At 53.6% G+C, this 14,968-nt stretch carries 11 protein-coding genes and 1 pseudogene; 5 read left to right on the top strand and 7 right to left on the bottom strand.

Annotated elements, in window-relative coordinates:
- Positions 1–124 precede the first annotated feature (124 nt).
- On the bottom strand, positions 125–2,731 hold the full coding sequence (locus tag HMPREF1255_RS02365; protein ID WP_155948429.1) for a hypothetical protein: 2,607 nt from the start codon (positions 2,729–2,731) through the stop codon (positions 125–127).
- Here HMPREF1255_RS02365 and HMPREF1255_RS02360 point away from each other — a divergent pair.
- From HMPREF1255_RS02360 to HMPREF1255_RS02345, 4 genes are all read left to right on the top strand, one after another.
- Positions 2,703–3,125: a glycosyltransferase gene (locus HMPREF1255_RS02360; protein ID WP_304412441.1), complete on the top strand. Its 423-nt coding sequence runs from the start codon at positions 2,703–2,705 to the stop codon at positions 3,123–3,125. The two genes, HMPREF1255_RS02365 and HMPREF1255_RS02360, sit on opposite strands and share 29 nt — an antisense overlap.
- Positions 3,126–3,161: 36 nt before the next feature.
- Positions 3,162–3,689 (top strand): hypothetical protein, encoded by a 528-nt coding sequence (locus tag HMPREF1255_RS02355; RefSeq protein ID WP_024110926.1) that lies wholly within the window; start codon positions 3,162–3,164, stop codon positions 3,687–3,689.
- Between the two features lie 73 nt (positions 3,690–3,762).
- Positions 3,763–4,974: a type IIL restriction-modification enzyme MmeI gene (locus HMPREF1255_RS02350; RefSeq protein ID WP_024110752.1), complete on the top strand. Its 1,212-nt coding sequence runs from the start codon at positions 3,763–3,765 to the stop codon at positions 4,972–4,974.
- Between the two features lie 82 nt (positions 4,975–5,056).
- Positions 5,057–6,316, top strand: coding sequence for a helix-turn-helix domain-containing protein (locus tag HMPREF1255_RS02345; protein ID WP_024110722.1), 1,260 nt, complete (start codon positions 5,057–5,059; stop codon positions 6,314–6,316).
- A gap of 32 nt (positions 6,317–6,348) precedes the next feature.
- Here HMPREF1255_RS02345 and HMPREF1255_RS02340 read toward each other — a convergent pair whose 3' ends face one another.
- On the bottom strand, positions 6,349–7,935 hold the full coding sequence (locus HMPREF1255_RS02340; protein ID WP_024110664.1) for a recombinase family protein: 1,587 nt from the start codon (positions 7,933–7,935) through the stop codon (positions 6,349–6,351).
- Positions 7,936–7,962: 27 nt separating this feature from the next.
- Complete coding sequence (locus tag HMPREF1255_RS02335) at positions 7,963–9,312, bottom strand: recombinase family protein (protein ID WP_024110602.1); 1,350 nt, start codon at positions 9,310–9,312, stop codon at positions 7,963–7,965.
- Positions 9,313–9,566: 254 nt separating this feature from the next.
- On the opposite strand from HMPREF1255_RS02335, the gene HMPREF1255_RS09755 reads away from it, so the two are divergent.
- Positions 9,567–10,109: a hypothetical protein gene (locus HMPREF1255_RS09755; protein WP_197016957.1), complete on the top strand. Its 543-nt coding sequence runs from the start codon at positions 9,567–9,569 to the stop codon at positions 10,107–10,109.
- Positions 10,110–10,116: 7 nt separating this feature from the next.
- On the opposite strand, the gene HMPREF1255_RS02320 is transcribed toward HMPREF1255_RS09755, so the two are convergent.
- The 4 genes and pseudogenes from HMPREF1255_RS02320 to HMPREF1255_RS02305 all read right to left on the bottom strand — a co-directional run bounded on the left by HMPREF1255_RS02320 (position 10,117) and on the right by HMPREF1255_RS02305 (position 14,960).
- Entirely contained in the window at positions 10,117–10,923 is an 807-nt protein-coding gene (locus tag HMPREF1255_RS02320; RefSeq protein WP_024110547.1) for an N-acetylmuramoyl-L-alanine amidase, read from the bottom strand.
- A gap of 334 nt (positions 10,924–11,257) precedes the next feature.
- A pseudogene (locus HMPREF1255_RS02315) lies at positions 11,258–11,668 on the bottom strand (holin family protein); the annotation flags it as partial.
- 173 nt (positions 11,669–11,841) lie between these two features.
- Entirely contained in the window at positions 11,842–12,282 is a 441-nt protein-coding gene (locus HMPREF1255_RS02310) for a DUF1617 family protein (RefSeq protein ID WP_024110944.1), read from the bottom strand.
- Between the two features lie 17 nt (positions 12,283–12,299).
- A complete protein-coding gene (locus HMPREF1255_RS02305; RefSeq protein WP_024110743.1) occupies positions 12,300–14,960 on the bottom strand; it encodes a phage tail spike protein in 2,661 nt (886 codons plus the stop codon).
- Between the last annotated feature and the right edge of the window lie 8 nt (positions 14,961–14,968).

The raw sequence follows: 14,968 nt of genomic DNA, 5'->3' as shown, positions 1-14,968 counted from the left end.
ATCTTTGCTAGCCAGAAATAGCGGCTTGCCAAGAACCGTTCTTGTGAAACTTGATGTCCCTCTTGGTTCTAAACGTGTTGTCAAGTTCGCCCCCCAGCTAGGCCGGGGGTGAACCTATCTTGGCTTAGCCCCGACGCCTGCGTGCCAACATGGCCAGGCTGCCGGCAGCTAGCAGCAGCGTTACAGCCCTGAGACCGTCAACCAGATCACCGCCGGTCTTGGGCAGCCCGTTGCGCTTCGGCTTGCCGGGCTTGGGCTTCGGCGTTTTGCTCGGAGTCGGAGTCGGGCTCGGAGTTGGTTCCGGTGTGGGCTTGAGCAACTTGTCCGCTACCGGGATCCCAAGCAGGTCGTAGACCGGCCCGCCCGCAACCCGCAGGCCCGCGTGACGGTGGTAGTAGTCCGCTAGCTTGCCCTGCTTGAGGTCAGCCGAGACGACCCCCTTGTCCACCAAGAATGCCTCTATCGTCTTGTTAGAAGAATCCTTGTTCATGTAGCTAAAGTCAGATTCGTTTGCGCCCGTCACGTAGGCTGAAACATCATTGGTCCAGTACTTGCTCTGAAAGGCGCGCTCCGAAATGTTGATCGAGCCCACAGACTCAGCTTCTGCAGCACGCGCGATTACCTGCTTTTCTGTACCTTGATCATCAACCTGTACGGTCTTCTCGGTTGCCGCGCTGTAGGCAATCCGGTTCAGCTCCCCGTCCTTATCGTTGACGGCAACCACGTAGTTGTTCACGCTTTGGTCGCCAATAACGCGATCGGCAAAGTAGAGCGGAGAATCAGCGTGTTCGGCAGGAACTAGCAGCGTGGAGTTCTTCACCACGGACATCGTGGAGCCAGACAGCTGCAGAGCGGGCAGGTTGTTGGGCAGAGCTGCATTGTTGTACAGCGCTACCCCGTCCAGGGTAGATGGAGTCGTGGTGCTCCCAGTGCTCTGATAAACGAAGGGAGCAAAATCATTGAGATTTAATGCGCTAGAGTTTGAGACAGTGGAGCCGTCTGCCAGCTGTCCCGCGAAAGCACCGTAAATCAAACCATTGCCGCTCGTCTTCTGAACACCGCCAAGCTGGAAAGAAGAACCAGTAACGCTGGTGGCCTTTGCAGCCCGGCCCATGAACCCGCCGATGATGCCCTTGCCAGCGTGCCCGATGCTGATGTTTTTATCGACGAAAACGCTGTTATCGGTGATCTTTGCGCCTGTAGCGAAAGCAATGCCCGGTGAAATCCAGGTCCGATTAGTTTTCTTTCTATTTACGGTGAAGTCTCCGACGTAAACACGGTTGCCGGTGAGCTCACCTCTTGCGAAGGGGGTGATGCCTCCGACCAGGGTCTGGCGCGTTGCATTTTCATCATTTACGTTAAGCGCGAAAGATTTCACCCGAGCACTGTTATTGCGTACGGAGTGATCCGTGGGTTGAATACCAAACATCAACGAAACATATCTGGCGTCGTTCGCCGTGAGGATGATGTCGCCAGTGACCAGATGGTTGTTCTGGGTAATCGGCTCGTAGACGTTTGTTTCGGGTTCCTCGTTCTTCAACCCACCCAAGCCATTGAACTCAGGCAGGATATTCGTCTCGACTGAAATGTTCCCATATGTCAAGGAGTTGTGCTTGGCCCCAGCGATGTTGCTCTGCCCCAAATTAGCCCAGGTCGAGCCCTTTAGGTTCGATATCTTGAGCTCGCCTACATTGAGCGTGGTGTTCTCCAAGGCCGCTTCCGGTAGCTTCGGGAGCCTGGCGTCATCGCGTTCGCCGGTGCGGGTCTTCTCGCCAAGTGCGTCAAAGACGATCTGGGCACCCTTCGTGCCGGTCAGCTCGACCTTGCCCACGGAGTACTTGTTGTCCTTGTTTACGACAACCCAGTTCAAGCCATACTTACTGCTTGAGTTCCAGCGCATCCCGTGCCCGATGTGTGATATCAGGTGCAGTCCTGTCTTCGCGGTCACCGATTCCTTGATATTGAAGGTGTTGTTGCTGATGTTCGTGTGGTATCCGTGGTTATCGTCGTAGCCGACCACTCCGATCTTGCCGACATTATTGGCCGGGGCGGACGACGCACTTCCGTCGAGAGTCTCCGGGCTAGAGAACCGGATGTTGTTCACGTTCAGGCTTGAATTCATCAACACGCCAGTGTTCTCGGCAATGCCGTAGGCATAGGGCATTTCGGTGCGCCAAGGATGCTTGAAATCCGTGTTCATCACGGCGGCGATGTCTCCCCCGACGGCGATCTTCGCATTGTCTACCCAGGCGGAGGCCACGTCGTTGGAAAGGCCAGCGGCGTAGGCGAGGTTGTTCGAGACCGCCTGGATGTTCCCGCCGACGGTTAAGGAAAGATTCTGCACGTGCCCGGTATCTCGCAGCGGAGCCGGATTGTTATTGTCACGGTACTGAGCCCGCAGCTTCTTCCAGGGAGCCGTATTGCTACCCGGTAGATTCCTGTCGAAATGGGAGGTGAAACCATAGGACGCGGCAGTGATGGGAGCCGTCTTTCCGTTGTAGTTGACCTGGCTTGTCGAAGCCGTTTCGGAACCAACATTGCCGCCGATGTTGATGTCGAGATCCTCGCAGTTGATAGCAGCCAAGTACCAGCTAAATCCTGTGGCCATGTTGGAGTAGAAATTACCGTTAACAAAGTGATTGTCGGACAGGACGAGTCCGTGGGAGGGAATGGAGTCCACGTTGCCCGCAACGTTGAGGGTGATGTTCAGCGGCACAAAGACCGTATTCACCGGCTATCTGCGCGGCCACGAGCTAGCGGCGGCCTATGCCAGCGCCGACGTCTTTTTGTTTCCGTCGACCACCGAGACTCTCGGTTTTGCGGGTCTGGAGTCCATGGCTTCAGGCGTTCCCGTCATCGGCGCTAACGCGGGTGGGATTCCCGATCTCATCGATGAAGGCGTGACCGGTTTTCTCGTCCCGCCCGAGGGCGAAGAAAAAACTAATGCCTATGTTGATCGGCTGAATCAGTTAATCGAAGATCCTGGCAAGAGAGCAGAAATGTCTAAGCTCGCCCGTGCAGAGGCCGAACGTCACTCGTGGCGCGGTGCCACGGAAAAGCTCGTCGAGTTCTACCGCTTGGCGATTGATCGTCATGGCAGTTACAAGCAGGCTTTGCCCGAGTAAAGTGCTGGACTTTGCCAGGGCTGATTTTGTCACTAAATGACTGATAATTCAGAGCTTGTTTTATTGATGAGACAGGGTGTCGCGCTAGGATTGCTTGAGCGAATTATCCACTGCGTTAGCGAGTCTGTAATGAACGATTGCCCACATTTTCGTATCTCTAAGCCCTTTCTAATTGCACTAGCAGGCATTGTCTGGTGTATTGCGGGCTTCAATGTGACTCGGATCGGCGTTTCCGCGCTGTCCAGCAGCACGTTGCCAGCCCCGTGGATTTGTCTCATGCCAGTTGTGGTGTTTGCGGCGTTCGGGGCGATGTTCACAAAGTCAGCGGGCAAGCACGTGAACCGGATCCGATCGAACCCTGCCAAAGCAAGACCATTTTGGCATTTCTTTGATGCTCGCGCCTACTTGATCATGGCAATAATGATGACGGCTGGCTTCGGTCTTCGCGGTGCAGGAGTGCTGCCAGACACTTTTGTTTCGTTCTTCTATACAGGGCTGGGAGCGGCGCTGGCTTGTGCAGGTGGCTTTTTCTTGGTCAAGTCGCTGACGTACCGTCGCTCATAGAGCTGACCACGCGCAATAAATAAAACCTTTTTGCTAACGGCTATTCGCCGCTACAACCGCTAAGGTACACAGGGTGGATGTTTCGTGGAATGTGGCGGCGAGAAACAGAAAGCTGACCGCTAAGGAATTTGCTGATAAGTGGGCTGACAGGGGCTACGAGAAGGGCGATACGGGTTCTTTTTGGCTAGAACTCCTCGGAGACGTCATCGGCATGGAGGACGTTACCTCGAACGTCCATTTCGAGCACCGCACCTCCAAAAAAGGCTTTGTGGACGTCATAGTCCCCGACGCCAAAACTTTCATCGAGCAGAAGTCCTTAGGAGTCGATCTCGATAGGCCAGAAGAGCGGCAGGGCCGCCTGGTCACGCCTTTTGAGCAGGCAAAGGCCTACGCCGACTCCATGCCGAACTCGCAGCGCCCCGACACCATCATCGTCTGCAACTTCGAGACCTTCAGAATCCACAGTCTCGAGAGCGAGGACCCGGCGAACGAATACGTCGAATTCCAGCTTTCCGAGCTTCCCGAGCAGATCTACCTGCTCGATTTCCTAATCGATCCGCAGCATTCACGTCGTAAGCGCGAAGAGAAGGTTTCGTTAGATGCAGGCGCCCTAATCGGTAAGATCTACGAGATGCTGCGTGGGCAATACCACGACCCGGACACGCCGGAAAGCCAGCACAGCCTTAACGTGCTCTGCGTGCGCCTGGTCTTTTGCTTGTTTGCCGAGGACGCGGAGATCTTTCCTAAGGATGCTTTCTACAACTATCTGCAGGGTCTGCCTGCCAGACAGGTGCGGGTAGCCCTGAAGGAATTGTTCAGATACTTGGACACAAAGCCGGAAGATCGCGACCCGTACGTTTCCGAAGAGCTAAAACGCTTCCCTTACGTAAACGGTGGTCTTTTCGCCCATGACGTGGAGATCCCACAGTTCACCGAAGAGATCTTGGGCGTCCTGCTCAACGAGGTGAGCGAAGGCACGAACTGGTCACAGATCTCCCCCACGATTTTCGGTGGCGTATTCGAGTCCACCCTCAACCCCGAGACGCGCCGCAGCGGTGGAATGCACTACACGTCTCCGGAGAACATCCACAAGGTCATCGACCCTCTTTTCTTGGACGATCTGAAAGGTGAGCTTGCCGGCATCCTCAATGATTCTTCATTGGGTGAGAGGGCTCGAAGGAACAGGCTGGAAAAGTACCACGACAAGTTGGCGTCCCTGACATTTTTCGAAGCTTTCCACCTGGTTTGGATACAAAGTAGCGAGTCTGTAGTGCTAGCTGCTTAAGGGGTTCAAAATGGGCAGCGAGGGTTCACTAAGTTTGTTAGCCACTTTCCAGTTTTCGTAAGCGCAAGGAGGTAAGGCAGGAATGTTCACACCGATACATAGGGAATTAGGACTTCCGCCAGGTGAACTGACCTTAGGCATTCTGCAACAAGCTGTCGATAGCAGAGTTGAAGAAACTGCGGATCTTGATTGGAAACGAAGCATCTATGATCGACGAAAACCCGGCTGGGATTATGAGGCGGCTAAAGACATCGCTGCTATGGCGAATAGTGGAGGTGGTTGGATCTTTTTTGGTGTTGAAGAAGATCAAGAAAATAGTGCCGCCGCCAGGCTTTACCCAGTTCAGTGGAATTCCGATATTCAACAGAGAATATTTAGGGTTTCGTATGCGAAAATTGGACCTCCGGTTCTAGGTATACAGTTCTTCACGATCGCAATCAATGATGCAGAAAATGAGGGGTGCGTTGTAGCGATGCGAGTTCCTGATTCTCGTGATGCCCCACATTTCGCGAAGAAGGGCGATGATGCCTTTGTTGCTCCACGTCGTAACGGACCTCATACCGTCCCTATGAGTGATCGCGAGATTGAGCGCGGATTTCGAGAACGTTTCCAGTATGCGGATGATAAAGAGCGTCTCCTTCAGGATCGTTTTGAACGGGCCTGTATAGCACTACGTCCAGAGGATGGCGTGTTTCTTGCCATGGCTGCGGTTCCTATCGAGCTTGTGAGCAAGCGCGAATCAGCCAGTCTCAACGATGTTTACGAGTTCATGGGGAGGCCACTCTTGCCCGAACTGCTAAGAAAACAAGCAGACAGCTGGTGGAATATTGGCGAGGTCAAGAAAGGCATGCGGCAGTGGGTGATGCGGAATCGTTCGAGCTCGTCGCATGGGTTTCGCAAGTTTTTGTACGACGATGGCACTGTATTGGGTGCTTACCAGTTAGGTTCGCTTGTTAGCGGAGAAGGAGCAAACTCTTACTATCCTGTAGGGTTGAGCAATCATTGCATGTCTGTACACGTCGAGATCGCGGTCATCGACTTCATCACGGCTCTACGAAAGTACGCGGAAGAACGGACAGCGAACGGGGGTTTCCGTATTCGAGCCGGGCTCGTTGGTATGAGCAACGAGCCGATCTATATTCGCACCACTGAGGGGATGACCAATTTGCTTCTTGATGTGGAGTATGTGGAGCCTATTGTCAGGTTCCAGCCGGTGACTACAGAGGTTGATCCACTTAGCTCACCCGCTGAAATGTTGCCGACCGTGAATGATCTAGCACGAGACCTTATCAACCAGGGCGGAGTCCAGTACTTGCAAGTAATAGCTGATCCCAACGATTAGGGTGCGGTTCTCGATGGTTTTAGTAAGCGAGCTTATTTGGCAAAGATATTGATTTTGCTTCCATTTCTGAATACGAATGCGAGCGTGTCGTAATCCTTAGCTGTTGCCTGATCTAAGAGCGCGTGCCACAGGTACGGGGTGAATTCGAGTGGCTGCTCGTTGAGTTCGCTGATTTCTTGTTTGTAGTATTCGTAGGCTTTGAGCCGGTTTTGTTTGTCTACTATCTGTGCGGCTACGGCCTGGTGTTGTTCGGCTAGGTGACTGTGGCGAGTGGTGAGCGATTGGAATTGGCGGGTGTATTCGTCTTGGTTGAGGGCGGTGCTGGCGTTGCGGTCGATGAGTTTGTCGATGGCTGCGCTGGCGGCTTCTACTTCAGCGAATAGCTTGTCTGCTTCGGTTTCGAGAGCGCTGGTGTCGAGTTCTGCCTGTAGTGCTTCGTCCAGCATCGCTTGATTGGCATTCATACCGTCCGCTGCTATTTGTTGGAGTGCTTTCAGATATGCGGTTTTGATGTCGTCTTCGCCCAGGGTGGGTGTGGTGCAGGGGGTGTCGTGGTTGTATTTGTGGTTGCAGCGCCAGATGCGTTTTTCGTATTTTGTTCCGGCATGCCAGGTTTTCGGTCCGTACCAGCCGCCACATGCCCCGCAGCGGATTTTGCCTGAGAAGATCCGGTGACGTGAGTAAGAGCGGCCTTTCTTGCTGATCTCTGCAATCATTGTTTGGACGAAGTCGAATACGGCCGGGCTGATGATCGGCTCGTGGTTTGCGTTCACGTAGTACTGCGGGACTTCACCTTGGTTTTTGACTTGTTTCTTGGTGAGGAAGTCGGCGATGTAGCTTTTCTGCAATAGTGCGTCGCCTTTGTATTTCTCATTGGTTAGTACAGCTTTGATTCTGGTTACCGACCAGGGGCTTCCGGTCGGATTGGCAAGGTGCTCGTCGGTGAGGGTTTTACAGATGCCTGTGTAAGACTGCCCGTCGAGGAATAGGTCGTAGATTCGTCGCACGATCACGGCCTCAGTTGGGTTGATGACGAGGTTGCCGTCTGGGCCGCGGTCGTAGCCTAGGAAACGTGAGAATGGGATGGTGACTTTGCCGTCTGCGAAGCGTTTGCGGTGTCCCCAGGTGACGTTTTCGGATATGGAGCGGGCTTCTTCTTGGGCCAGGCTGCTCATGATGGTGATCAGTAGTTCGCCTTTAGCGTCGAAAGTCCAAATGTTTTCTTTCTCGAAAAACACCTCCACCCCGCCATCTTTGAGCCTGCGCACGGTGGTTAGGGAGTCTACGGTGTTGCGGGCGAATCGAGACACGCTTTTGGTGATGATCAGGTCAATGCGCCCTGAGAGTGCGTCGGTGAGCATTTGTTTGAAGCCTTCGCGTTTGCGCACGCTGGTGCCGGTGATCCCTTCGTCGGTGTAGATGCCGGCGAGCTGCCAGCCTGCATGGTTTTGTATGTAGCTGGTGTAGTAATCAACCTGGGCTTGGTAGGACGATACTTGGTCTTCATGGTCTGTGGACACGCGCGCGTAACCTGCCACCCGCCTGATGGTGGGCTGGTTGATCGGAGCCAGCGTGTGCAGGCGTTTGGTGGCCGGTATCGCAGTGACCGTGCGAGCCATTACTTCCTCTCCTCTGCCCTATTTGTTCTATTTGGTTTTGTGTTGCTTACTTGCCCAGTAGCGTTTTAAGTCGCGACTTTTCTTAGCCCTAGCCGCATCATCCCAGCAGCGCTTCTTAAGATCCGATAACCATTCAGTAGTTATTTGAGTGCCATTTTTGAGTGTGTAGATCAGCTTGTTTGCCTCAGGCACATCAATACGTTCAATCCGAGCCTCTACGGCTTGAGTAGAAAACTGTTCTATCCCCAGGATTTTCGTGGTGGTTTCTTGCAGGATTACCTCGGGGATCGTCTTGTTTGTGCAGCGGCGTCCTTTGGTGCGTTTTGGTCCGTCTCGTTTGGTCCGGCAGATCCACACATAATTGACGACACCTTGGGTGTTTCGTTTCCCGGACCTGGAAAAACTACGCCCACAGATCCCGCACTTAATCAGTGAGGTGAAACAACTGGTTTTGATCGACCAGTTCGCCCGAGCACCAAGAGCACGGCGTCTGGCAATCTCTTGCTGCACCTGGTCGAATTGTTCACGCGGAATGATTGCTGGGATCGCGTTTTCAACCAGATACTTGGGTTTTTCACCAGTGTTCTTGATCGTTCGACCGATTTTGCCTTCGGGCACGAACCACCGTCCCAACAGTAGGTCACCGGTATAGGTGGGGTTTTTCAAAATGAAACGAAGCGATTCAGGGGCGACATTGTCTGTGGGTTGGTTTGGCAGACGAACACCTTGTTTGGTGAGTTCGCGAGCCATGGCCTCACACGACACCTGCTCCATATAGCTCTTGAACACCCAGCGAATGACATCAGCTTCCTCTGGCACTATTTGCACGTCGGCTGCATCAGCCGATGGGCTATAGCCGTATAGGTGGAATCCGTTAGCTAAACCTTGCTCAAACTTCTTAGCAACCCGCCATTTCGCGTTAGCTGAAATCTGCTCCGACTCAGCTTGCGCAAACGACGCCAATAAGGTGAGCATCAGCTCCCCGTCGTCACTAAAAGTGGAGATGTTTTCTTTCTCGAAAAACACCTCCACACCAATACCTTTAAGCTCACGACACACCTCCAGAAGGTCGACCGTGTTACGGGCGAACCGAGAGATCGATTTGGTGATAATCAGATCGATTCCACCGGCTCGGGCTTTAGCGAGCATTTCTTGAAAACCCGCCCGGTTAGTCGTGGTACCAGAAACCCCTGAATCAGAGAAAACACCCGCATACCTCCAGCCAGGAGTGGACTGAATCAGCTTCGAATAATAAGAAACCTGCAGCGACAAAGATCGTGGAGTGCGCTCAGTCTCAAAAGATATACGCGCATAAGCCACTACACGCTTAGCCTTTTTCACTTCTGGGGGTGGGCTGATTCTTCGCAACTGAACCATAACCATTGCCCTTTCTCTGTTTGTATCCTTGCCGCTTCTATACACGCTCTAACCACGCGCTTTATCCAGTCGAACAGCAGTTTTCAGCCCACCAATCTCAGCCCCAAAAACGACAGCAAGCCGCTGTAAAACACGAAGAGACTCAGGCCTTGTGAGGATGCCACGCTCAACAAGCTGGTCGACTTGAAAGCTCACCTGCCCAAACCCTGCCTCGGCAGCTAACCGCGCGCTGTTCACCCCACCTCACCTGCCCGATGGAAACGATCACGGATATAGCAGGCGTGAGTGCAGTACTTACGCTTCACGTTCCCATAAGCCACAAACCCTCTGCCGCAGCAGCAGCAAGTGAAATGGTAGAAAGCTTTACGCCTAGACTCCTCTGGATGGTTCTTCCACCAAACGCGTCGGCATTCCTGACAACAAAACCACCGCCGCTTCATCCCCATACCGACCATGATTTTCTCGCCACACTGTCGACACCACACCCCACGAGGATCACTAACCTGCTCAAAACAGGCATCAGGGGCCCAGCCTTGGCGGCGGCAAAGCGTCTTAACACTATTTGGGTTAAGTACCAGATGCTTTGCAATCACAGCGGTGCTAGCCCCGTGTATTCGCATTTTCTTCACCAACTGCTTGACCTGATCGTCCACTATCAACCTTTCGCATGCACTCTGCTCGATATAAGCCACACCAAAACCCCAAACCGGACGGGCAACCCCGAAAACAAAAACAGGCCCCGCCACCACCTCGAATGTGAGGCAGCAACGGGGCCAAAAGGGAGAAAGAAAAAGTAAAGGCTAGTTAGCTGAGTTTCTGGTTCACACGGGCCTGAACAGCATCGTAGAGACTGCCGAGTCTGTGTCGGCGTTCATCACCGTTGCCGTAGTCGCCACGAATCACCGCATCAGCCAAAGCATCAATATTCGCGCCAGAGCTAGATCCTGCACCTAGCTTCTCATTCACACGCCGCTGGACAGCGTCATATAAACCACCGAGGCGAGCACGGCGGGTATCCCCGTTACCGTATTCACCCCGAATCACCGCATCAGCCAGCACATCAATATTCGGCACGTTTGGAGCCGGCGTTGGTGCAGGTTTGTTTCCGCTCATTTGGTCATACCAGAACCCGGCCCGCGCCATATAAGCTGCACGCTGGTTGCCGGCGATGGAGGCTGGGCACTCGGTCGAACTGAAGTGGCTGTGTCCGTAGACGTTGCGTCCCCACTCGGGTCGGCCGAGCTTGTAGTAGACACAGAGTGCTGCAACCAGGTGGGCACCGTTTTCTAGGCAAGCATCCGAGATCCGCCACGGGCTACTAGAGACGTCTGCGTGTTCGATACCAATACTGGTGAGGTTCGCCTCCCAGTTGCCGGCATGCCAGGCAGTATCACCATCCCACACTAACTGCCCGATTAGCCCGTCGGACTGTACTTGGTAGTGTGCGGATGCTTGGCGGGTTTGCCAGGTCTCAAAGCAGCCGCGCACGGAGAGGTTTCCGGCGTTGTGATGCAGGATAATTTTGTCGATTGTCCTGCTTTGCCTGCCTTTGGTGTAGTGGCACTCGAGTAGCAGGTTGATGTCAGCATCAAGACTGTTCCAGTTCTTCATAAGGGGTTCCTCCAGTTTTCTGTTGTTTAGGGAATCGTGTAAGTAATCAGTGCAAGCAGGTAAATCAATGGGGCTAGCGCCCAGGAGAGGATGAGCCCGAGTAGTAGCCACATCCCGGCTATAAAGGTCGCTAAAGCTGTGATGAGGGCGAGTGTTTTAGCGAGTTTGGTCAGTCGGTTTTTCATGATTGCTCCAACTCATCTGGTTTGGCGTGGCGTGGCCGGTAGCCTGATTGGGTGGCCCCGGTGCCAGGTGCGGGTATCGGATAGTTCACGCCGCTTCCGCTACCTGCCGGAACGGCAGCCCCGCTACCGGAAACACCAGTGGTTTCTGTCTCTGGTTGGTCTTCGCCGCGTTGTTTGATTACATCCAGTGCCCGCCGCAGTCCGTTTGGGATCGGCAGCCCCAGCAGCGAAGCGTTTTCGAGGATGGAGATGCCTTCGTTGGATAGGTAGAAGAAGATCGTGGCGGTGCGCAGCACTCCGGGTGTGCCTAGGATGTGGACGTCGAGCAGGTGGGCTAGTCCGATGAGCGTGAAGATGAGGATTTTGCGGGCGATGCCTCTAAACCCGACCGAGGAGCTGAGTCGGTGGGCGTTTATTGCTGCTAGCACGCCAGTTAGATAGTCGATGATGGTGAACGCGACGATTGCGTATAGCAGGGAGTCGGTTCCGCCCAGGAATGCCCCTAGCCAGGCTCCCGTTGCGGTAAAGATTGCTTGGATGGTGGCCCAGATGACTTTGATGTTCATGGCGCAAGCAAGTCCTTTCAAAAATAATTTAGGGAAACAAAAACACCCACCAGCCCCTTGAGGGGTTTGGGTGTTAAAGAAAGATGCCCACCTGCTGGCGGGCATGGATGAACGGTGGGCCTTTAGCCTGTATGGGCATCGGATAACGTTACAGACACTTTGGTTTGTTAGTTGTGTTCTTCGTTTTTGTTGATTGCTTCGGCTACAGCCTCGTAGAGGCAATCGTAGGCTTGCGCTTTGGCGCCAGATAGCTTTTCATCGTATGTATCGAGCATGTCTTTTAGGTCTTTGAGATGGCCTTCATATGTTGGGCCTTCTACCTCGACGGGAGTAGCAAGTAGTTGTTGCCGGGTTGTGAAAAATTCTGCTGTTTTAGCCTCATCGGCTAACGAAAACGTGCCGTCCTTATCGATTAGGGGTCTGCCTTGTTCATCTAGGCGGGCGTATTGGCTAACCAGTTCGTACTCATCGGCCCCGAAACGTGTTGTTGCCTCACGGACAAGGTTTAGCAGTTTGGTTCGTGCCCTAGATGCGGCGGGTTTTAAAGACATGGTCTCCAGCAGGTCAGCAACGCCTGCCAGTTGATTGTTTGGTAGCAAAATTTTCATGACAAAACACTTTCTTTTTAGGTCAGGTTGGTAGACATTCGGTTGTAGCCGGTGCTGCTGAAATAGCCCCAGGTGATATCAGAGCCTTTGCGCTCAATGCGGGTAACCCAGCCTCTATTAAAAAGGTCCAGCAGTTTATTGACCCTGTTCATCAGATCATTTAGCCGATCAATAACCCGGCTCATGTTATAAAAAGAACCATTCGTGACAACCATCACGTCATAGGTGTGGAAAACAATCTTCGAAAGGCCTGTTTGACCGACCCAGCCCGGGTGCGTACCCCGATCGGTCAAAGACACATCTTGTAGTGAAACGAACCTGTCGCCTGAGGTGTAGAACTTGTGGCCCCGGGTGCGCAGATCCACACCCAGATGGATACCCGGGGTGCCATAGAATTTACCCTTAGGGTCCAGCGTCAGGCAGCTAGAAAAATTTCCGTCTTGCTGATTTTGGTAGCTCCAGGCCACATAGTCCCCTCCTTGACCAAGAGACATACCAATACCCTGCACATCTGGGTTTCCAGCCTTTGAGCCCCTAGTCATCTCACCAATAAAACGGCTGCCATACCAAAACTGCATACCGCGCCCAGAAAGACTGCCCTGACGAGTCTGGGACTCAAACCACTCAATCCGGTCAGGGTCAATACGAATCGACTGATCCCAGCCAGCCAACCCAACCTGAATCGCATTAGCAGCCAACTTATCGGCCGAAATACTACCGGCCCGAATACGGGCAGCATTCAAATATCCGGTCGTGATTTTCGCGGCATCCAAAAACCCGATCTTCGCATTCGTGATAGCCCCATCAGCAATCATCGCGGTCTGAATAAACCCATTACTGATAGTCAACTTGTCAGAAGTGATCGAGCCGGCAGCGATCCTGCCCGCCGCTAAGGTTCCGGTCGTAATCTTGGCAGCATCCACCGCACCAATCTTGGCGTTCGTGATTGCAGCATTAGCAATCATCGCCGAGCCAATAATGCCGTTGTCGATAGTGGTTTGGCCGGTGATATGCACCCGTTTACCATCAATCAAAACTGTTTCGGGGCTGATGTTGATCTGAGCAATGATCTCACCGTTTTTGACTCTCAGGTTGATGTCATCAGAAAGCATCGTCAGCTGAGAAGAAACCTGGCTATTGGTGGCGTTCACCATCTGCCACAAGGTTGCGGCCGAGTTTTCGGCGCTGGTGGCTTTGGCTACCGCAGCATCCGCCTGCCCCTTAGCCTCCACCGCCTGCGACGCAGCATGATTAATTAGCTTTTGAGCTTCACCAGCTTTGGCTTGGGCTTGCTCAGCAGCCTGCTTAACCTGGGATACTTCGGCGCGGGTTTTACTCAGCTCCGCCGACACTTGGGCGTGGTTGAGATCCGTAGCCAACCCCACCCAGCCCGGCTGGCCAGTATCGGTGCTCTTGTAAATCCAAATCTCGGTCTGCTCACCGTCCTCTTTAAACCAGATATCGCCCAGCTGAGCCTGTGCCGGCTGGGTCGCGCCGTAATGGTTGGTGTTCTTCCCATCAGCCGACGCCAGAGCCACACCAGCCAGCACCCCAGCCTGAGCAGCCTCTGCACGTGCTGTGTTGATGGTATGCGTGATGTCGGTGAACTTAGCGGCCACATTCCCAAGCTCGATACTGAGGTATTCTTCGACGAGTGGATCGTAGTCATAGGCAATAACCCTGGCGGTGAGTGCGACGTTGAGGTCATCGTGGCGGACGGTTACCGTGTCGCCCAGGGCCACGGTTTCCAGGTCACGAAAGCCCTCATATTCTTTCGTCGAAGCCAGATCCACGAACGAGATCTTGTAGGCGCAATGCGGTTGATCGACATGACGTGTCGCGAATTCTGCTTTAGCTAGCTGGCGTAACTTTTCGTATGCCTGCGTCAAGGGTAGTTCGTCCTCACGCGGCTTCTCCGCATCCTTAATAGCCTTAACAGACCCATACCGGATCACCTTGATACGCGGCGTGAGGTAATCATTGATTCGGGGGCTGTCGACATACAGTTCCGGCAGCACCAACCCGTCATAACCGACCGGCAGAATCCGGGTCACCACAGTTGTGTAATCCAGTGCCGATTCGTAGCCGGTTAGGTTTTTACGATCCCTGATCACCACGCCGTGATTGCCACCCCTGCGGGGTGCATGGTGGATGTGCCAATTATCGAAAGACAGTTCGCCGCCCCACCGCGAGACAAAGCTATTGTCGGCTTTGGCATCCAAGATCGCGGCAGCTAGAGGCTCACGCACGATACGAGCCGAAGCACGAGTGCTGGTGTCGGAGCTAGATGCAGTAAACCCGTGCTTGCTATTAGCAGCATCAAGAAGCTGCTTTAGCGCATCAACAACCGTCTTATTGACGACATAAGTGTCGGCGATCAGGTTGGCGGCAAGGTCATAAAACACATGATGCGCGGTGATTTCGAGTAACCCGTCCAGGTTGGTGGTTACCTCGGTGATACGGAAACCCTGACGAGACTGTATGCCAGGCGCCGGTGTTGCGACGATATTCTCCAACACCAGATACTGCGCGGCCGAGCCGTCTGCCGGATAGTTAAACCTCAGCGTGAAGCCCCCGTTTAGTTCCTCTGCCACAACCGGATCAATAATCTCGCGATCCAACACTGCTAGCCCAGTCGAGGTGAAAGTTATTGTGCTGCGCTCATGAACGCTAATCATCAATAGGC

Origin of the sequence: Propionimicrobium sp. BV2F7, from assembly GCF_000510445.1 — a bacterium.
Classification (GTDB): domain Bacteria; phylum Actinomycetota; class Actinomycetes; order Propionibacteriales; family Propionibacteriaceae; genus Propionimicrobium; species Propionimicrobium lymphophilum.
This window is presented reverse-complemented; position numbering and strand designations above follow the sequence as displayed.